The 19,882-nt window shown below is 63.9% G+C and carries 16 protein-coding genes; 11 read left to right on the top strand and 5 right to left on the bottom strand.

What is annotated here, in order from left to right:
• The first annotated feature begins 47 nt into the window (after positions 1–47).
• The 3 genes from secA to ACOXXX_RS09200 all read left to right on the top strand — a co-directional run bounded on the left by secA (position 48) and on the right by ACOXXX_RS09200 (position 5,458).
• Entirely contained in the window at positions 48–2,780 is a 2,733-nt protein-coding gene (gene secA / locus ACOXXX_RS09190; RefSeq protein ID WP_422826270.1) for a preprotein translocase subunit SecA, read from the top strand.
• Between the two features lie 124 nt (positions 2,781–2,904).
• On the top strand, positions 2,905–3,876 hold the full coding sequence (locus ACOXXX_RS09195; RefSeq protein ID WP_422826271.1) for a translocase: 972 nt from the start codon (positions 2,905–2,907) through the stop codon (positions 3,874–3,876).
• A 22-nt stretch (positions 3,877–3,898) separates the two neighbouring features.
• On the top strand, positions 3,899–5,458 hold the full coding sequence (locus tag ACOXXX_RS09200) for a substrate-binding domain-containing protein (protein ID WP_422826272.1): 1,560 nt from the start codon (positions 3,899–3,901) through the stop codon (positions 5,456–5,458).
• A gap of 9 nt (positions 5,459–5,467) precedes the next feature.
• On the opposite strand, the gene radC is transcribed toward ACOXXX_RS09200, so the two are convergent.
• The 3 genes from radC to dnaK all read right to left on the bottom strand — a co-directional run bounded on the left by radC (position 5,468) and on the right by dnaK (position 9,489).
• Positions 5,468–6,229 carry a RadC family protein gene (gene radC, locus ACOXXX_RS09205; protein ID WP_422826273.1) on the bottom strand — a complete coding sequence of 254 codons (762 nt, stop codon included), beginning with the start codon at positions 6,227–6,229 and terminating at the stop codon, positions 5,468–5,470.
• Between the two features lie 108 nt (positions 6,230–6,337).
• Complete coding sequence (dnaJ, locus tag ACOXXX_RS09210) at positions 6,338–7,498, bottom strand: molecular chaperone DnaJ (protein ID WP_422826274.1); 1,161 nt, start codon at positions 7,496–7,498, stop codon at positions 6,338–6,340.
• Positions 7,499–7,578: 80 nt separating this feature from the next.
• Positions 7,579–9,489, bottom strand: a complete 1,911-nt coding sequence (gene dnaK / locus ACOXXX_RS09215) for a molecular chaperone DnaK (RefSeq protein WP_422826275.1) — start codon at positions 9,487–9,489, stop codon at positions 7,579–7,581.
• Positions 9,490–9,712: 223 nt separating this feature from the next.
• On the opposite strand from dnaK, the gene ACOXXX_RS09220 reads away from it, so the two are divergent.
• Positions 9,713–10,318 carry an alpha-ketoglutarate-dependent dioxygenase AlkB family protein gene (locus ACOXXX_RS09220; protein WP_422826276.1) on the top strand — a complete coding sequence of 202 codons (606 nt, stop codon included), beginning with the start codon at positions 9,713–9,715 and terminating at the stop codon, positions 10,316–10,318.
• Between the two features lie 19 nt (positions 10,319–10,337).
• Here ACOXXX_RS09220 and ACOXXX_RS09225 read toward each other — a convergent pair whose 3' ends face one another.
• Together ACOXXX_RS09225 and ACOXXX_RS09230 are read right to left on the bottom strand one after the other, a co-directional pair.
• Entirely contained in the window at positions 10,338–10,928 is a 591-nt protein-coding gene (locus tag ACOXXX_RS09225; protein ID WP_422826277.1) for a COG3650 family protein, read from the bottom strand.
• On the bottom strand, positions 10,925–11,755 hold the full coding sequence (locus ACOXXX_RS09230; RefSeq protein ID WP_422826278.1) for an ABC transporter permease: 831 nt from the start codon (positions 11,753–11,755) through the stop codon (positions 10,925–10,927). Before ACOXXX_RS09230 ends, ACOXXX_RS09225 begins: the two co-directional genes overlap by 4 nt.
• Positions 11,756–11,884: 129 nt before the next feature.
• Between ACOXXX_RS09230 and cysQ the strand changes: the two genes are divergently transcribed.
• The 7 genes from cysQ (at position 11,885) to ACOXXX_RS09265 (ending at position 19,880) form a co-directional block, all read left to right on the top strand.
• Positions 11,885–12,682: a 3'(2'),5'-bisphosphate nucleotidase CysQ gene (gene cysQ / locus ACOXXX_RS09235; RefSeq protein ID WP_422826279.1), complete on the top strand. Its 798-nt coding sequence runs from the start codon at positions 11,885–11,887 to the stop codon at positions 12,680–12,682.
• A gap of 3 nt (positions 12,683–12,685) precedes the next feature.
• Positions 12,686–13,915: a glycosyltransferase family 2 protein gene (locus ACOXXX_RS09240; RefSeq protein ID WP_422826280.1), complete on the top strand. Its 1,230-nt coding sequence runs from the start codon at positions 12,686–12,688 to the stop codon at positions 13,913–13,915.
• Between the two features lie 141 nt (positions 13,916–14,056).
• A complete protein-coding gene (gene galU, locus ACOXXX_RS09245) occupies positions 14,057–14,950 on the top strand; it encodes a UTP--glucose-1-phosphate uridylyltransferase GalU (RefSeq protein ID WP_422826281.1) in 894 nt (297 codons plus the stop codon).
• 6 nt (positions 14,951–14,956) lie between these two features.
• A complete protein-coding gene (gene galE / locus ACOXXX_RS09250; RefSeq protein WP_422826282.1) occupies positions 14,957–15,940 on the top strand; it encodes a UDP-glucose 4-epimerase GalE in 984 nt (327 codons plus the stop codon).
• On the top strand, positions 15,894–17,126 hold the full coding sequence (locus tag ACOXXX_RS09255; RefSeq protein WP_422826283.1) for a glycosyltransferase: 1,233 nt from the start codon (positions 15,894–15,896) through the stop codon (positions 17,124–17,126). Before galE ends, ACOXXX_RS09255 begins: the two co-directional genes overlap by 47 nt.
• Positions 17,127–17,196: 70 nt before the next feature.
• Entirely contained in the window at positions 17,197–18,183 is a 987-nt protein-coding gene (locus ACOXXX_RS09260) for a glycosyltransferase family 2 protein (RefSeq protein ID WP_422826434.1), read from the top strand.
• Positions 18,180–19,880 carry a beta-1,6-N-acetylglucosaminyltransferase gene (locus ACOXXX_RS09265; RefSeq protein WP_422826284.1) on the top strand — a complete coding sequence of 567 codons (1,701 nt, stop codon included), beginning with the start codon at positions 18,180–18,182 and terminating at the stop codon, positions 19,878–19,880. The genes ACOXXX_RS09260 and ACOXXX_RS09265 overlap by 4 nt, the downstream gene beginning before the upstream one ends.
• Positions 19,881–19,882: the final 2 nt, after the last annotated feature.

Below are 19,882 nucleotides of genomic sequence, written 5' to 3' on the forward strand. Positions count from 1 at the left end.
GCAAGCAGATGCCGCACACGATGACGTCAAACCACGAAAGTGAGACCATGCTGGGTATCGGAAAAATCGCGCGCAAGGTGTTCGGAACGCCGAATGACCGCAAAGTGAAGGCGACGCGCCCGCTGGTCGACCAGATCAACGCGCTGGAGCCGGAGTTTCAGGCACTGGACGACGCAGGCCTGATCGCCAAGACCGAAGAATTCCGCCAGCGGATCAAGAACGGCGAAAGCCTTGAGGATCTGCTGCCCGAAGCCTTTGCCAACTGCCGCGAAGGCGCCTGGCGGGCGCTGGGTCTGCGCGCCTTTGACGTGCAGCTGATGGGCGGCATCTTCCTGCATCAGGGCAACATCTCGGAAATGAAGACCGGTGAGGGCAAGACCCTTGTCGCGACCTTCCCGGCCTACCTCAACGCCCTGGGCGGTGACGGTGTGCATATCGTGACGGTCAACGACTATCTGGCCAAACGGGACGCGGAATGGATGTCCAAGGTCTACGGCGCCCTCGGCCTGACCACCGGCGTGGTCTATCCGCGCCAGCCCGAGGACGAGAAAAAGGCCGCCTACGCCGCCGACATCACCTATGCCACGAACAACGAACTGGGCTTTGACTACCTGCGCGACAACATGAAGGCCGAGCTCGAGCAGATGTTCCAGCGCGGCCACAACTTCGCCATCGTGGACGAGGTCGACAGCATCCTGATCGACGAGGCGCGCACGCCGCTGATCATCTCGGGGCCCGCGCAGGACCGGTCAGAGCTTTACAAGGCTATCGACAAGGTCATTCCCGACCTCACGGCCGAGCATTTCTCGCTTGACGAAAAGACCCGCAACGTGACCTTCACCGACGAAGGCAACGAATTCCTCGAAGAACGTCTGCACGCGCACGGCCTGCTGGAAGAGGGGCAAACGCTGTACGACCCTGAATCCACCACCGTCGTGCACCACGTCAACCAGGGCCTGCGCGCCCACAAGCTGTTCCAGAAGGACAAGGATTACATCGTCCGCGACGGTGAGGTCGTGCTGATCGACGAATTCACCGGCCGCATGATGGCCGGCCGCCGCCTCTCCGAAGGTCTGCACCAGGCGATCGAGGCCAAGGAAGGCTGCGCCATCCAGCCCGAAAACGTGACACTGGCGCAGGTGACGTTCCAGAACTATTTCCGGCTTTACAAGAAGCTCGCCGGCATGACCGGTACCGCCTCGACCGAGGCCGAAGAATTCTCGGAAATCTACGGGCTGGGCGTGGTCGAGGTGCCGACCAACAAGCCCATCGCGCGGGTCGATGACGACGACAAGGTCTACCGCACCGCGAAGGAAAAATACGAAGCCATCGTCGACGAGATCAAGGGCGCGCACGAAAAGGGCATGCCGGTCCTGGTCGGCACCACCTCGATCGAAAAGTCCGAGATGCTGTCGACCCTGCTGACCAATGCCGGGCTCAAGCACAACGTCCTGAACGCCCGCCAGCACGAACAAGAGGCGCAGATCGTCGGTGACGCGGGCAAGCTGGGGGCGGTGACCATCGCCACCAACATGGCCGGACGCGGCACTGACATCAAACTGGGCGGCAACGTCGATTTCAAGATAATGGACGCGCTGGCCGCCGATCCCGATGGCGATCCCGAAGAGATCCGGCAACGGATCGAAGAGGGGCACGCCGCCGACGAACAGGCGGTCAAGGATGCGGGCGGGCTGTTCGTGCTGGCCACCGAACGCCACGAAAGCCGCCGCATCGACAACCAGCTGCGCGGCCGCTCGGGCCGTCAGGGCGACCCCGGAAAATCCTCGTTCTTCCTCTCGCTCGAAGACGACCTGATGCGCATCTTCGGCTCTGAACGGCTTGAAAAGGTGCTCTCGACCCTCGGCATGAAGGAAGGCGAGGCGATTGTGCACCCTTGGGTCAACAAGTCGCTCGAACGCGCCCAGGCCAAGGTCGAAGGCCGCAACTTCGATATCCGCAAGCAGCTGCTGAAATTCGATGACGTGATGAACGATCAGCGCAAAGTGATCTTCTCGCAACGACGCGAGATCATGGAAGCCGAGGATCTGTCGGAAATCGCACAGGACATGCGCCACCAAGTCATCGACGACCTGGTGACGCGCTACGTGCCCGCCAAGGCCTATGCCGATCAGTGGGATACGCGCGGGCTTTACGCCGCATGCATCGAAAAGCTGGGCTTCGAGGCGCCGGTGATCGCTTGGGGCGAAGAGGAAGGCGTGGATGCCGACGTGATCCGCGAACGGCTCGAAGACCTCAGCGACGAACAGATGGCCAAGAAGGCCGAGGCGTTCGGCCCCGACACCATGCGCCAGATCGAAAAGCAGGTGCTGCTGCAGACCATCGACGGCAAATGGCGCGAACACCTGCTGACGCTGGAACACCTGCGCTCGGTCGTCGGATTCCGCGGCTACGCACAGCGCGACCCGCTCAACGAATACAAGAACGAGGCGTTCCAGCTTTTTGAGTCGATGCTCGATTCCCTGCGAGAGGATGTGAGCCAGAAGCTCGGCCAGATCCGCCCGATGACCAAGGAAGAGCAGGAAAAGATGCTCCAGCAGGTCGCCGAACAACAGGCGCAGCTGGCCAAGGCGGCGCAGGCCGCCCCGGCGGGCGCCGCCGAAGAAGGCGCGCAGGCGGCAGGGCCCGCAGTGGCCGGCGAACCGCTGGTCGAGGGCTTTGACGAAACTGACCGCGACACCTGGGGCAACCCCGGCCGCAACGATCCCTGCCCCTGCGGATCTGGCAACAAGTTCAAGCATTGCCACGGTCGTCTGACCTGATCCGGACCGTGGCGGCGGGCCTCGCCGCCACGCAATTTTCAACGAACCTCCTTACCGGCGCCGCAGTCGCGCCATCTTTCTGAAGCATCTCCAAACCTTGCGGAACCCTGTCCCGGAGGCTGAGATGCAATACGAAAAGACCAAGAAACTGGCCGCAGGCGCGCTTTGCTGCGCCATTGGCATCGGTTACGTCATGCAATTCGGCCTTGGACTGCCTGGCCAGTCCTCGGCGGTCGCGCCTGCCAGCCTGACGGTGACCAGCATCACGCCCACCTCGGCCGCCGCTGTGCCCAAGCTCCCGCAAGACCGGTCCGCCGTGGAGCCCCTGCCCGACGCAAAGATCGAACGTGCCGCCGTGGAATCCGCACCGGTCGAAGCGATGGACCTGCCCCAGGACAAAACCGGCGGTGGCTTTGATTGCGAGGTCACGCTGAACGCCAGCCCCGTCGCGGGGGCGATGGTAACGCTCGATCTGGCCGCGCCCTGCATGGGCAGCGAACGCGTCACCTTCCACCATAACGGCCTGATGTTCACTGAGGTGACGCAGCCCGACGGCACGCTTCAGATCAGCGTTCCGGCGATGTCCGAACAGGCGATGTTCATCGCGTCCTTCGACAACGGCGACGGCGCCGTGGCGCAGGCCAACGTGACGTCGCTGCCGTTCTACGACCGCGTGGCGGTGCAGTGGAAGGGCCAGAGCGGCCTGCAACTGCATGCCCGCGAATTCAGCGCCGACTATTTCACCGACGGCCATGTCTGGGCTGCCGCCGCGGGTGATGTCGCGCAGGCGGCACAGGGCAAGGGCGGGTTCCTCACCGAGCTGGGCGACGACGCATCGCCCGAGGCGCTGCAGGCGGAAATCTACAGCTTCCCCGCGGGAACCACCCGCCAAAGCGGCGATATCACCATCACGGTCGAGGCCGAGATCACCCAGGCCAATTGCAACAGCGATGTGGAGGCGCAGACCCTCGAACTGCATCAGGGCGCCAACCTGCGGGTGCGCGACCTGACGCTGGCGATGCCGGAATGCGATACGGTGGGTGACTTTCTGGTGTTGAAAAACCTTCTGGAAGACCTGACAATCGCCGCCAACTGACAAAGGCGACGCGAGGGCGCAGATGGGTGGCTTACGTGCGGCGGTACTCGCCGCACTTTTTCTTGGCGGTCTGCCGGGCTGGGCCGCCGCGCAGGATGTCACCCTGCGGTCGCGCGATGGCGCGATCGAGGTGACGGGCACTCTGCTGGGCTTTGACGGCGATTTCTACCGGGTCGAAACCCGCTACGGCGAGCTGACGGTCGATGGCTCGGGCGTGCTCTGCGAGGGGCCGGGATGTCCGTCGCTGACCGATTTCGTCGCCGAACTCTCGGTCTCGGGCTCGGCCACGGCCGGAGAGGTGCTGATGCCCGCGCTGGTCGAAAGCTTTGCCCTGCGCAGCGGCATGACCGCCGAGCGACAAAGCCTTGGGCCGAACCATTTTCGCTACGATCTGGCGCATGCCGATACCGGCAAGCTGGTGGGGCAGTTCGAATTCCGCGTGACAAATACCGACGAAGGCTTTGCCGATCTGCTGGCGGACGAGGCCGACATCGTCATGGCGCTGCGCGAAATTCGCCCGTCCGAGGTCAGCCTCGCGCGCGAGGCGGGGCTGGGCGATCTGCGCGATGCGCGTCGCAGCCGGGTTCTGGCGCTGGATGCGCTGGTGCCGGTCGTCGCCACGCGCAACCCGCTCGATGCGATCTCGATCAGCGATCTGGCGCGGATCGCTGTCGGCGAGGTGACGAACTGGCGCGAGCTTGGCGGCCCGGATGCGCCGATTGCCCTGCATCTGCGCGATGCCGCATCCGGTCTGGCGCAAGGGATCGAGGATCGGATCATCGCCCGCACGCGCGGCGAGCTGCGCAGCGACGTCGTCCGGCACGCCAGCAATACCGAACTGTCGCAGGCGGTGGCGCGCGATCCGTTCGGCATCGGCATCGTCAGTTTTTCCGAGATCGGCAACGCCAAGCCGCTGGTGCTGACCGGCGGCTGCGGCTTTTCGCTGCGCAACACCCGCCGCAACATCAAGACCGAGGATTATCCGCTGACCGCGCCGATGTTCCTCTATCTGCCCGCCCGCCGTCTGCCCGCCCTCGCGCGCGACTTCCTGGCCTTCACCCGCTCTGCGCCCGCGCAGATCGTCATCCGCCGCGCCGGGTTCGTCGACCAATCCCCCGAAGAGATCCCAATCGATCTGCAGGGCGACCGGCTGGCCAACGCGATCAGTGTGGCCGACAGTGACGCAGCACTGGCGGAACTGCGACGCATGATCGACACGCTGGCGCCCATGCAGCGCCTGACCACCTCGTTCCGGTTCGAAGCCGGGTCGGCGCGGCTCGATGCGCAGTCCCGATCCAACATCGCGCAGCTGGCCCGCGCGCTCGAAGACGGAGTCTATACTGCACGGCGGCTGGTCTTCGTGGGCTTTTCCGACGGCGTGGGACCGGCCGAGCCAAACCTTCAGATCGCCCGAAAGCGCGCGGCAGCCGTGCGGGATGCGGTCGTTCTGGCCGCTGAAACCGCCGACCTGGCACAGATCGAGATTTCGACTGATGCGTTCGGCGAGGCGATGCCGATGGCCTGCGACGACACCGAATGGGGCCGTCAGGTCAACCGCCGGGTCGAGGTCTGGGTGCGCTAGGCACGGACGTCACAGCAAGCCTTCCGAGCGAAAGCTCAGATGCCGCGATTTCCCGACAATGAGGTGATCGTGCAAGGTCACATCCAGTGCGCGGGCAGCGGCGTCGATCTGGCCGGTCATGTCGATATCCGCCGTCGATGGTGTCGGATCGCCTGAGGGATGATTGTGCACCAGAATGAGCGCGCTGGCGTTCAGCTCCAGCGCCCGCTTGACCACCTCGCGCGGATAGACCGGCACGTGATCGACGGTGCCGCGGGCCTGCAGTTCATCGGCGATCAGCACGTTCTTGCGGTCCAGGTACAGCACCCGGAATTGTTCGGTGTCGCGGTGTGCCATCGTCGTCTGGCAATAACTGATCAGCGCGTCCCAAGAGCTGATCACGTCGCGGCGCAGAACCCGCGCCTGCGACAGGCGATGGGCGGCCGCCTCGACGATCTTGAGTTCGGCCACGACCGCCTCTCCGACACCCGGCACCTGGGCCAGGCGCACTGGCGGGGCGGAGAGCACATGGTTGAAATCGCCGAAGACCTCGATCAGCTGCCGCGCCAGGGGTTTGACATCGCGTCGCGGTATCGCGCGAAAAAGCACCAGCTCCAGCAACTCATAGTCCGGCAGTGCATCCGCCCCGCCCACCATGAACCGTTCGCGCAGCCGGGCGCGATGGTCGCGGATATAGCTGGGTTGCCGCGCCGCCGGTTCAGGTCCGGCCGGTGCCTCGTCAGGCGCGAAAAGGGCGATCTGGGAATCGCGAAAGTGCCGCGGCTTGCTCATGGGGCAAGCTTCCAGTGGCAGCGTTAGCAAAAGGTTAAAGACGCTGCGAGGAGGCCCGCCAGGGCCAACGAGCGGCACCTCCTCAAGCTCGGACGGGCTTTCGTCGGATCAGCCCTTCATCGAATCCCAGAAGCTTTTGACCGATGAGAAGAAGCTTTTCGATTCCGGGTTGTTGTCTTCGGAAAGCTCCTCGAATTCGCGCAGCAGGTCACGCTGCTTCGACGTGAGGTTGACGGGGGTTTCCACCGCCAGTTCGATGAACATGTCCCCCGTAGGCCCGCCACGCAGCGCGGGCATGCCCTTGGCCCTCAGGCGCATCTGCCGCCCGGACTGCGACCCCGCCGGAATCTTCACCCGGCTGCGTCCGCCGTCGATCGTCGGCACCTCGATATCACCGCCCAGGGCGGCCGCGGTCATCGACACCGGCACCCGGCAGTGCAGCGCCGTCCCGTCGCGTTCGAAAAGCTCGTGCGGCTTTACATCGATAAAGATGTAAAGATCGCCCGGCGGCCCGCCGCGCATCCCGGCCTCGCCTTCGCCGGCCAGCCGGATCCGCGTGCCCGTTTCCACGCCTGCGGGAATGTTGACCGACAGCGCGCGTTCTTTTTGCACACGGCCCGCCCCGCCGCAGGATTTGCAGGGGTTCTTGATGATCTGGCCCAGACCCGAACAGGTGGGACAGGTCCGTTCCACCGTAAAGAAGCCTTGGGTGGCGCGCACCTTGCCCATGCCGGAGCATGTGGGACAGGTCGTGGGTTCGGCCCCGCCTTCGGCGCCGGACCCGTTGCACGATCCGCATTGCACGCTGGTGGGCACGCTGATGGTCTTTTGCAGCCCGCCATAGGCATCTTCGAGCGACACCCGCAGGTTATAGCGCAGATCGGCACCGCGCGCTGCGCGTTGACGGCCCCCGCCGCCGCGTCCGCCGCCCATGAAATCGCCGAAAAGATCGTCGAACACGTCGGAGAAGGCGCTGGCAAAGTCCCCCTGCTGGCCACCGAATCCGCCGCCACCGGGCCGGGGACCGCCCCCGCCCATACCACCTTCGAACGCGGCGTGACCAAAGCGGTCGTAGGCCGCCTTTTTCTCGGCGTCCTTCAGAACCTCGTAGGCTTCGTTCGCCTCTTTGAACTGGTTTTCGGCGTCGGGGTTGTCGGCATTGCGGTCGGGATGCAGTTCCTTGGCCTTGGTGCGATAGGCCTTCTTGATCTCGTCCGCCGAGGCGCCCTTTTTCAGGCCGAGCACATCGTAATAATCACGCTTGGACATCACTGCCCTCCTTTTCCACGAAACGTCGAGGGGCCGGCCCGGTGTCCGGACCGGCCCCTGATTGGTTCCGCGTTATGACCTTAGGCCCGCTTGCTGTCGTCGAGGTCCTCGAAATCGGCATCGACGATATCGTCGTCGCCAGCCCCGCCCTCGTCGGCACCCTTGGGGGCATCCTCGCCCTCTTCGGCCTGCGCCTTGTAGATCGCCTCGCCCAGCTTCATCGCCGCTTCGGTCACGTTCTGGATGCCCGACTTGATCTTGTCGGGGTCGTCATTCTCCAGCTCGTCCTTGAGCGCGGCAATGGCCAGTTCGATCGCTTCGACGGTGGTCGGGTCGACCTTGTCCGAATGCTCTTCCACCGACTTTTCGGTCGAATGGATGAGGCTTTCGGCCTGGTTACGTGCCTCGACCAGCTCGCGGCGCTTCTTGTCGCCTTCGGCATTCTCTTCGGCGTCCTTGACCATCTTTTCGATGTCGTCGTCGGACAGCCCGCCCGAGGCCTGGATGGTGATCTTGTGTTCCTTGTTGGTGCCTTTATCCTTGGCACTCACCGACACGATGCCGTTGGCGTCGATGTCGAAGGTCACTTCGATCTGCGGCATGCCGCGCGGGGCCGGCGGGATATCCTCGAGGTTGAACTGGCCCAGCATCTTGTTGTCCGCGGCCATTTCACGCTCGCCCTGGAACACACGGATCGTCACGGCGTTCTGGTTGTCCTCGGCGGTCGAGAAGATCTGCGACTTCTTGGTCGGGATCGTCGTGTTGCGGTCGATCAGGCGGGTAAAGACACCACCCAGCGTTTCGATCCCCAGCGACAGCGGCGTCACGTCGAGCAGGACCACGTCCTTCACGTCACCTTGCAGAACACCGGCCTGAATGGCGGCGCCCATGGCCACGACCTCGTCGGGGTTCACACCCTTGTGCGGTTCTTTTCCGAAGAACTTGGTCACCTCTTCGATGACCTTCGGCATCCGGGTCATACCGCCGACCAGCACGACCTCATCGATGTCGGAGGTCGACAGACCCGCATCCTTGAGCGCGGCCTGGCACGGCTTCAGCGAGCCCTTGATCAGGTCACCGACAAGGCTTTCCAGCTTTGCGCGGGTCAGCTTCATGACCATGTGCAGCGGCTGACCGTTCGACCCCATCGAGATGAACGGCTGGTTGATCTCGGTCTGGCTCGAGGACGACAGTTCGATCTTGGCCTTTTCCGCCGCTTCCTTCAGGCGCTGCAGGGCCATCTTGTCCTGGGTCAGATCGACGTTGTTCTCTTTCTTGAACTCGCCCGCCAGGTAGTTGACGATCCGCATGTCAAAGTCTTCGCCGCCCAGGAAGGTGTCGCCGTTGGTCGACTTGACCTCGAACAGGCCATCGTCGATTTCCAGAATGGTCACGTCGAAAGTACCGCCACCAAGGTCATAGACCGCGATGGTTTTCGAATCCTTCTTGTCGAGGCCGTAGGCCAGAGCAGCCGCCGTCGGTTCGTTGATGATGCGCAGAACCTCTAGACCGGCGATCTTGCCCGCGTCCTTGGTGGCCTGACGCTGGGCGTCGTTGAAGTAGGCGGGCACGGTGATGACGGCCTGCGTCACTTCTTCACCCAGATAGCTTTCGGCGGTTTCCTTCATCTTTTGCAGGATGAATGCGGAAATCTGCGAGGGGCTGTACTTGTCGCCCTTGGCGCGCACCCATGCGTCGCCATTGCCGCCGTCGATCACTTCGAACGGCATGTTCTTGCGGTCCTTGGCCAGATCCGGGTCATCGTTGCGACGACCGATCAGACGCTTGACGCCAAAGACGGTGTTTTCGGGGTTGGTGACCGCCTGGCGTTTCGCCGGCTGGCCCACAAGGCGTTCGTCGTCCGTAAAGGCGACGATCGAGGGCGTCGTGCGCGCCCCTTCAGAGTTCTCGATCACACGCGGCTGTGCGCCATCCATGATGGCGATGCAGCTGTTGGTGGTGCCGAGGTCAATACCAATCACTTTGGCCATGTTTTCGATCCCTTCTCGTATTTCAAGGCGATGAACGAGACGCGGACCCGTTTCGGCATCCCCGCCCCGATGGTTGTGCGCCCCGGGGGCGTGGCCCCGGTCAACGCTTCGCAGGGTATATAAGGAGGGGTCTGGGGTGCTGCAAGCGCCGTGGCTGATCGGATTTTGCGATTTGGCGGGTTTTTCTTTGCAATTGGCGCGGCTTCGCGGGGAAACTGGTGTCATGTCAGGTATTTTGCGCATCCGTGGCTTCGAAGTGCATCAGGGGTTCCTGCCGCGTCCCGAGCAGGAGGCGCTGGTGGACGACCTGCGCGCCGTGCTGGCCCGTGCGCCGCTGGTCCAGCCGGTGACGCCACGCGGGCGGCCGATGTCGGTGCGCATGTCGGCGGCGGGGCGCTTTGGCTGGATCACCGACCGCCAGGGGTACCGCTATGCGCCCACCCATCCGCAAGGCACCGACTGGCCGCCGATCCCCGCGTCGGTACTGGCCATCTGGGAGGCGGTCGCGGGCACCGACCGGCAGCCGGAATGCTGCCTGATCAACTGGTACGGGAACGGCGCGCGCATGGGCCTGCACCAGGACCGCGACGAGGCGGATTTTTCGCAGCCTGTGGTCTCGGTCTCATTGGGGGACGACGGGCTGTTCCGTATGGGCAACGAGGAACGCGGCGGCAAGACCGAGTCGCTGTGGCTGCGGTCGGGTGACGTGGTGGTCATGGGGGGCGAGGCGCGGCTGCGGCATCACGGTGTGGACCGGATCCGCTTCGGATCCTCGACGCTGTTGCCCGACGGCGGACGGATCAACCTAACGCTGCGGGTGGTGACCTGAGCGTCGCCCGCGCTTGTCCTTATTGCTGGGAAACCGAGCAGCAGCCGGAAAAAAGCGCCTCGTTCGACAGAATCACATCCGCCCACAGGCCGTAGCCGCGATCGGACATGCCATCGTTGCAGGCGGCGCGGCGCAGGACCACGGTGATGTCAGGGCCAGTGACGGCCATCACGTCGGTGCGTCCTGCCGCGGCGATTGCGGCGCCAGTCTCAAAATTAAGCGGTTCCTGGCCCGCCTCTTCAAAGACGCTTTGCCCGCCCTGCGCGACGTCCAGCCGCCAGAAAGGTTCGGTGCCGAAACAGGCCAGGGTCTGCGGCAAGGATCCGTCGCCCGGCCCTTGCGCCTGCAGATAGGCCATGGAGACCCAGCCGGCTTGTTCGCCCAGGTTCACGCGCCCCCAGCGACCGGTGTCGTCGAGCACCGTCACCTCGACCCCGCGGGCGTCGGGTGCGAGACTGCCAAGGATGGCGGCATCGCCACTTGGTCCTTCGCGCACGTTCAGCACATCATCGCCGGCCACGCCCGCGACATCGAACACCGCGGGCAAGCGGAAATCCTGCGCCGCGACCGGCAGCGCCAGCATCAACCACAATACCAGAGCCCGGATCATCTGCGCGCACTCCACGAGGCCGAAGCATGTTTGCGGGTATAGAATTCGCCCATGAGTCCGATCATAAGGAAAACGAGCGAGAAATACAGCGCGTATTCCCAGGACGAATTGCGCGGGTTGTAATCGATGAAGGCATAGCCGCGCGACTGGTCGATGGTGTGAAATAGCGGGTTCCAGTCGAACATCACCAGCATCGTTGGCGGCAGGGTATTGGCCACGAACATCTTGCCCGACGCGATCATGTTGGCGCGCTGGTAGACGGTCGAGATGATCGACACGGGCGTCGGGAACCACGGCTTGGCGGCCAGCAGCACCATGCCGATGGCGGCCCCCGAAAACCACGACAGCAGGATCATCGCGATACAGCCTATGGGGTCGTGAATTTCTTCCAGCACGAAGGGGTTGAACGCCACGTCGTAGATGAACAGGATCACGAAGAGCGACAGCATCTGGATGTAAAGCGTGCTGAGCATGGCCGATGCGATGGCGATGGCGGTGTTCATCGGCGCGTGCTGCATCATCGGGCTTGCCGGTCCTTCGGATCCGGCGACCGCCCCCAACGTCTTGGAATGCGTCATGTAAAGAAAGATGCCGGTCATGATGTAGATCATGAAATCGCCGCGCAGCGCCGTGCCGCGCAGCCCCAGGATCATGAACATGAAATAGAAGGCCAGCACGAAGATCGCGGTCTGCAGCATGTTCATCAGGATCGACATCATGGCGTTGCCATGGGTCTTGCGCACCGCCCGGACGGAGTTGTGGTACACCAGTTCAAGGATATAGAGCGCCGATCCGAGCCGCGTCTTGGGGGCGGATTGCTGAAACATGATGCCTGCTCCGATACGCGGTTATTGCTGGCAAGGCTGCCTTGCCCATCCGCTTTTGCCGCAGCATAAGGGTCACAAGGTTTTAAATCAATGAATCCGCGTCTGCTCCGGATGAAAGGAATTCCCGCCATGAACTATGCAACACTGACCAAAGTGATGCGCCGCCTGGCGCTTGAGGCCGGCGACAAGATCATGGAGATCTATCGGGCCGACGAAATGGATGTCGAGGTCAAGTCGGACGACAGCCCGGTGACCGCAGCGGACAAGGCTGCGGATGCTTTGATCTCGCGAGGGTTGAAAGAGGCGTTTCCCGATGTGGCGCTGGTCACCGAGGAACAGGCCGACAGCCATTCGGTCGATGAGCGCACTTTCCTGATCGTCGATCCGCTGGACGGGACCAAGGAATTCATCCACCGGCGCGGCGATTTCACCGTGAACATCGCCCTGGTCGAAGACGGCTGCCCGGTGCGCGGCGTGGTCTATGCCCCGGCGAAGGGCCGGATGTTCTATACCGACAGCGTCGGCAATTCGGTCGAGGAAACCGGCGATTTCGACAAGGACACCCCGGGCGACACGACGCCGCTGATGGTGTCGACGCCCAACAACGACGCGCTGATGGTGGTGGCGTCGAAATCCCACCGGGATCAGGCCACCGACGATTACATCGCAAAGTACGGCGTCAAGGACATGACCAGCGCGGGGTCGTCGCTCAAGTTCTGCCTTGTCGCCACCGGTGAGGCGGACATCTACCCCCGGCTGGGCCGCACCATGGAATGGGACACCGCCGCCGGTCACGCGGTTCTGGCAGGCGCGGGCGGGCGCGTCGTGCGCTTTGACGATCACACGCCGCTGGCCTACGGCAAGCCCGGCTTTGCCAACCCGTTCTTCATCGCCTACGCGCCCGGGGTCACGCTCAAGGACGGCTGATCCTTGGAGGGCCTGGCCGTCAGCGTCGTCGTGGTCAGCCGGGATCGTCCCGCCGCCCTGACGCGCTGCCTGACGGGCCTGTCGCAGTTGGACCATCCGCGGTTCGAGGTCATCGTCGTCGCCTGCCCGCACGGGATCGCAGCGGTACAGGGCCGCGCAGATGCGGAACTGATCAAGCAGGTGCCGTTCGATGAGGCGAACATCTCTGCCGCGCGCAATCTGGGCATCGCGCAGGCCGCCGGCGACATCGTGGCCTTCATCGACGACGACGCGGTGCCCGAACCCCTTTGGCTGCGCCATCTGACAGAGCCTTTCGCCAACCCTCTGGTGGCCGCGGCCGGGGGCTATGTGCGCGGGCGCAACGGCATCGGCTTTCAATGGAGGGCGCGGACGGTCGATGCGACCGGCGCGGCGCAGGCCCTGCCGGTCGAAAACGACGCCCCGCTGATCCGCCCCGCCGACCCCGAGGCCGCGACCAAGACCGAGGGCACGAACATGGCGGTGCGGCGCGCGGTTCTGGCCGATATGGGCGGCTTTGATCCGGCGTTCCGGTTCTACCTGGACGAAACCGACCTCAACATGCGGTTGGCGCTGGCGGGGCGCGCCACGGCGATCGTGCCGCTGGCACAAGTCCATCACGGCTATGCCCCCAGCGCCCGCCGCGCCGCCGACCGCACGCCACGCGACCTGAGCGAAATCGGCGCATCGCTGGCAGTATACCTGCGCAAGCACGCCCACGAAGATGCCGGTCACGATGCCTGGGGACGGATGCAGGCGGAACAGCACACCCGGCTTTTGCGGCTGATGCAGCGCGGCCCGCTTGGGCCCGACGACGTCATGCGCCTGATGCGCGGGCTGCGGCGCGGCTGGGCCGACGGTATGGACCGACCGCTGACCCCGCTTCCGCAGATTGCGGGGGCGGCCACGGCCTTTCTGGCCTACCCCGGCCGCCCCGGCGCGCGCCACACCATTCTGAGCGGGCGCAGCTGGCAACGTAGGACATTGGAGGAAAGGGCGGCAAAGGCGGTAGCCGAAGGTGATACCGTTACGCTTTTCCGCTTTTCCCCCACCGCGATCTATCACCGGATGGAGTTTCGTGCAGAGGGATACTGGCAACAGACCGGTGGGCAGTTCGGGCGCAGCGACCGCGATGGGCCGCTTTTTCGCCTGACCACCCTGCGCCGCCGGGTGGCGCAGGAGCGGGCCAGGATCGCCATGTTTCGCGGGAACTGACGGCTTTTGAGGGGCGTTTTGTCAAGACGCCGGTTTCGTGAATCGTTTGGCCCCTAGCGTATGGCATCTTGGGTCCGACCGGGGTAATGCAATCTGCGACCACTTGCGCTAGGGTGGATGGAACCGAAGAAGGAACAGAGCATGCGCACCAAAGTGACCAAGGCGATCTTTCCGGTGGCCGGTCTTGGAACCCGATTTCTGCCTGCGACAAAGTCGGTCCCGAAGGAGATCATGACTCTGGTCGACCGCCCGCTTGTGCAATACGCCATCGACGAGGCGCGCGCGGCCGGGATCAGGGAATTCATCTTTGTCACCTCGCGCGGCAAGGGCGCGCTTGAGGATTACTTTGACCACGCGCCGCAGCTTGAACAGGAACTGCGCAAGTCCGAAAAGCTCGAACTTCTGGACATCCTCAAATCCACCAACATGGACTCGGGCGAAATCGCCTATATCCGCCAGCACAAGGCGCTGGGTCTGGGTCACGCCGTCTGGTGCGCTCGGCGGCTAGTGGGCAACGAACCCTTTGCGGTGATGCTGCCTGATGACGTGATCGCGGCGGAAAAACCCTGCCTGCAACAGATGGTCGAGGCTTACGAGGAAACCGGCGGCAACATGGTCGCGGCGATGGAAGTGCCGTCGGACATGGCCGAGAAATACGGTATCCTGGATGTCGAGAAGGACAACGGAAACCTGGTCGAGGTCAAGGGCATGGTCGAAAAGCCCAAGGCCGGTACCGCGCCGTCGAATCTGGCCGTGATCGGGCGCTATATCCTGACGCCGCAGATTCTGCGCAACCTCAACAAGATGAAATCCGGCGCGGGCGGTGAGATCCAGCTGACCGACGCGATCGCGCAGGAAATCGGCGGCGATGACGGCGTCTACGGCCTGAGATTTGGCGGGCAGCGGTTCGATTGCGGATCGAAGGCCGGGTTCCTGCAGGCCACCGTGGCCTTTGGCCTCGCGCGTCCCGACCTCAAGGACGATCTGCGGCGCTATCTCGATGAAATCATGTCGGTCGAGAAAGCGGCGGAGTAAGTATCAGTGAAGCATGTACTGGTGACGGGCGGCGCGGGCTATATCGGTTCGCATGCCTGCAAGGCGCTGGCGCGGGCGGGCTATGTGCCCGTCACCTACGACAACCTCAGCACCGGCTGGCAGGATGCCGTCAAATTCGGCCCGTTCGAGCAGGGCGAGCTGAGCGACCGCGCGCGACTGGATCAGGTCTTTGCCACCTGGTCCCCGGTCGCGGTCATGCATTTCGCCGCGCTCAGCCAAGTGGGCGAGGCGATGTCGAAACCGGGGCTTTACTGGCGCAACAATGTCGAAGGATCGCTGACGCTGATCGAGGCGGCGGTGGCGGCGGGCTGTCTCGATTTCGTCTTCAGCTCCACCTGCGCGACCTATGGCGAGCAGGACAATGTCGTGCTTGACGAAGACAGCGCGCAGATGCCGGTCAACGCCTACGGCGCGTCGAAACGCGCGATCGAGGATATCCTTGTCGATTTCGAGGCGGCATACGGCCTGCGCCACGTGATCTTTCGCTATTTCAACGTGGCTGGTGCCGACCCCGAGGCTGAGGTGGGCGAACATCACCAGCCCGAAACACATCTTGTTCCGGTGATGCTCGAGGCGATCGAAGGCAAGCGCCCGGCGCTGACCATCCACGGCACCGATTACGACACGCCCGACGGCACCTGCATCCGCGATTACGTGCATGTCTGCGATCTGGTCGATGCGCATCTGCTGGGGCTGCGGTGGCTTGAGGATGGCAAGGGCAGCCGCGTTTTCAACCTCGGCACCGGCAAAGGCTTTTCCGTGCGCGAGGTGGTGGATGCCTCGCGCGCCGTTACCAACCGCGAGGTGCCGATGACCGAAGGCCCGCGCCGCGGCGGCGACTGTACGAAACTGGTGTCGGGTTCCACCCGCGCCAAGGAGGAGCTGGGCTGGCAGCCGCAGCGGTCGACCCTGACCGAGATGATTGCCGACGCCTGGCGCTGGCATCAGTCTGGACACTACGACAGATAATCCGCCCGCGCGGCTTCTGGACCTGACCCGGCTGGTGCGCCGCGCGGGGCGGCGGATGACCGGCGTGGACCGGGTGGAATTCGCCTATCTCGATCACCTTCTGACCGACCCGGTGCCGCTTTTCGGGCTGGTGCGGACGTCTTTGGGCTATGCGCTGCTGGATGCGGCGGGCTGTGCGGCGCTGCACGAGCGCGTCCGGACGGATGGCTGGGGCGCCGTGGGATGGCTGTCACGCGGACTGGCCCGGCGGGACGAGATGCGGGCCCGCGCCGAAAGCGATGTGCGAAGGCTCGCCAGGGCGCGGTGCCTGACGCCGGGGCTGGCACGCATGCTGCGGCGGGTGCCTGCGGGGGCAAGTTACCTCAACACCGGGCACAGCAACCTGACCGTCCGGTTACTTGCGGCACTGAAGGCGCGCAAGGCGCGGATCGCGGTCCTGATCCACGACACCATACCGCTGGATACGCCGCAGTTCCAAAGGCCCGAAACGCTGGCCAAGTTCGACGCCTTCCTGCAAAGGGCAGGGCGGCAGGCCGATCTGATCATCTGCAACTCCGCCCAGACCCAAAAGGACGTGATCCGCCACCTTGCAGGGCCCCCGCCCGACACCCTTGTTGCGCATCTTGGCGTGCCCGTTCCCACGCCCGGCCCCGTTCCGCAGGGCGCATGGACCAATCGCCCCTACTTCGTCGCTCTCGGCACCGTCGAGCCGCGCAAGAACCACACGCTTTTGCTCGACCTCTGGGACGATCTCACCGCGGAGCAAGGCGGCGAGGCCCCGCGCCTGCTGATCTGTGGCGCGCGCGGCTGGGAAAACGACGCGGTTCTGGCACGGCTCGACCGGGGTGTTCGCCACGTGCACGAGCTTCCCGGACTGGACGATGGCGCTGTTTTTGGCCTGCTGGCGGGCAGCGCCGGGTTGCTCTTTCCCAGCTTGGCCGAAGGCTACGGCCTGCCCCCGATCGAGGCCGCGGCACTGGGTGTGCCGGTGCTATGTCACGATCTGCCAATCTACAGGGAAGTTCTGGCCGACATTCCCGTTTACGCAGACGTAAATGACCGCTATCTGTGGAAAATAACGATAAATGAACTGGTTCAGCGCCAGACGACAGGTCGGGACCATAAGAACGTATTTGCGCCGCCAACCTGGACGGCGCATTTCAAGACGGTCTTAACCCTGGTCTGATAGCGCCGGAATCATGGTCGGACCGACCGGTTAAGAGGTACAAGAGTTGGGGGCATGGCAGTCATACCGGCTGAGGCTTCAGCGCAGGCGTTGGCGTATCCGCGCCTTTCGCAAGCGTCGGGACCTGCGGCCCGTGGCTATTCGCACCGATCAGATCACGCCATCGGACCTTCTGCTGTTCTCGACCCAGCGCAACGAAGGCGTGCGCCTGCCTTATTTCCTCAAGTATTACCGCGACATGGGTGTGAACCACTTTTTCTTCGTGGACAACGACAGCACCGACGGTTCGCTTGACTACCTGTCCCGCCAGGACGACGTATCGGTCTGGACCACGCGCGCCAGCTACAAGCGTGCGCGCTTTGGCGTCGACTGGCTGAACTGGCTGCAGATGAAGTACGCCCACGGCCACTGGGCGCTGGTCGTCGACCCGGACGAGCTTTTTCTTTATCCCTTCTGCGACACCCGGCCGCTCCGGGCGCTGACCGACTGGCTGGACGCGTCGTCGATCAAATCCTTCAGCGCCATGCTGCTCGACATGTATCCCAAGGGCCGGATCGATGCGGAGCCCTACCGCGCCGGCCAGAACCCGATCGAAATCGCGTCGTGGTTCGATGCAGGCAACTACACGATCCGCAAGAACCCCAAATTCGGCAACCTGTGGATACAGGGCGGCCCGCGGTCGCGGATGTTCTTTGCCGATCAGCCGGACCGGGCGCCCGCGCTCAACAAGATCCCGCTGGTGAAATGGGACCGGCGCTATGCCTACGTCTCTTCCACCCACAACCTGCTGCCGCGCGGGCTGAACCTGGTCTACGACGAATGGGGCGGCGAAAAGGCCAGCGGCGTGCTGCTGCACACCAAGTTCCTCGATACCTTCACGATCAAGGCGCAGGAGGAGCTGGAGCGCAAGCAGCACTATGCCGGGTCCAAGGAATACCTGGCCTATGCCGCGGGCATTCGCGACAATCCCGAACTGTGGTGCAAGTGGTCAGAGAAATACATCAACTGGCGCCAGCTCGAGATTCTGGGGCTCATGTCAAAAGGTAACTGGGCATGAGCGTCGGCATCGTCATGTTGGTGCATACCGCGCTGGGGCGGGCCGAACAGGTGGCGCGGCACTGGACCCGGGCCGGGTGCCCGGTGGTGATCCACGTCGACAAATCCGTGTCGCGCAAGGTCTACGACGCCTTCATGCGGTCGCTCGAGGATCTGCCGACGGTGCTGTTTTCGCGCAGGCACCGCTGCGAATGGGGCACCTGGGGGCTGGTGGCGGCAAGCCAGGACGCCTCTGAACTGATGCTCGACCGGTTTGCCGATGTGCGCCACGTCTATCTGGCGTCGGGGTCCTGCCTGCCCCTGCGCCCGGTGCAGGAGCTGGTGGATTACCTGGCCGAACGCCCGCGCACCGATTTCATCGAAAGCGCCACCACCGCCGATGTGCCCTGGACCGTGGGCGGGCTGGATCAGGAACGGTTCACCATGCGCTTCCCGTTTTCCTGGCGCAGGAATCGCTATCTGTTCGACCGGTTCGTCGATTTCCAGCGCAGGATCGGCTACAAGCGCCGCATCCCGCGCGGAATCGTGCCGCATATGGGCAGCCAATGGTGGTGCCTGACCCGGCAGACCCTGTCGGCGATCCTGCAAGACCCCGAACGCGGCAAGTTCGACGCCTATTTCCGCCATGTCTGGATCCCCGACGAATCCTACTTCCAGACGCTCGCACGGCTCTATTCCACCAATATCGAAAGCCGGTCGCTGACCCTGTCGAAGTTCGATTTCCAGGGCAAGCCGCACATCTTCTATGACGATCACCTGCAGCTTTTGCGCCGCTCAGACTGCTTTGTGGCGCGCAAGATCTGGCCGCATGCGGAACGGCTTTACGAGGCGTTCCTGACCGATGCCGAAGGCGCGATGAGCCGTCAGGAACCCAACCCCGGCAAGATCGACCGCATTTTCGCCAAGGCGGTGGACCGCCGGACCCGCGGCCGCGCCGGTCTTTACATGCACAGCCGCTATCCCAACCCCGGCTGGGAAAACGGCGTGACGGCCGGCAAATATTCGGTCTTTCAGGGATTTTCCGAGCTTTTCCAGGATTTCGAGGCCTGGCTGGCCCGCGCCACCGGCGCGCAGGTGCATGGACATCTATTTGCGCCCGAACGCGCGGAATTCGCAGGCGGTCAGACGATCATCAACGGCGCGCTGCCCGATACCGCGCTGCTGCGCGACGCCAATCCGCGGGCCTTTCTGACCAATCTTCTGTGGAACACCCGCGGCGAACGACAGTGCTTTCAATACGGGCCCCGCGATACCGCGCTGATCAACCGGCATTTTGCCGAGGATCCGAATGCACAGATCTCGGTGATCTCGGGCGCGTGGTCGGTGCCGCTCTTCAAGTCCAACGCCAATTTCGCCGACATCCGCAAACAGGCCGCGGCCCTGCAAAAGATCGAAAGCAAGATGCTGGACGAACTGCGTTCGCCCTACGCCAAGGCGCGCATCCGGATCTGGACCATGGCGGAATTCATCGAATCCCCGATGGAGCCGCTGCAGGTCATCATCGACGAGATCGGCCAGAAAAGCCTGCGCCGTCTGGCCGAGGTGCCGCTGATGGCGGACCTGACCGGATTTGGCCAGTTCCTGCAGAACCTCAAGAACCAGGGGATGCATCCCTACCTGATGGGCGATTTCCCCGTCGACCCGATACCGAACATGCCCGGGATGCGCCCCCGCAAACCCTATCTGGTCAAGAAGTAGGC

The organism is Thalassococcus sp. BH17M4-6 (assembly GCF_049323015.1).
Lineage (GTDB): Bacteria > Pseudomonadota > Alphaproteobacteria > Rhodobacterales > Rhodobacteraceae > Puniceibacterium.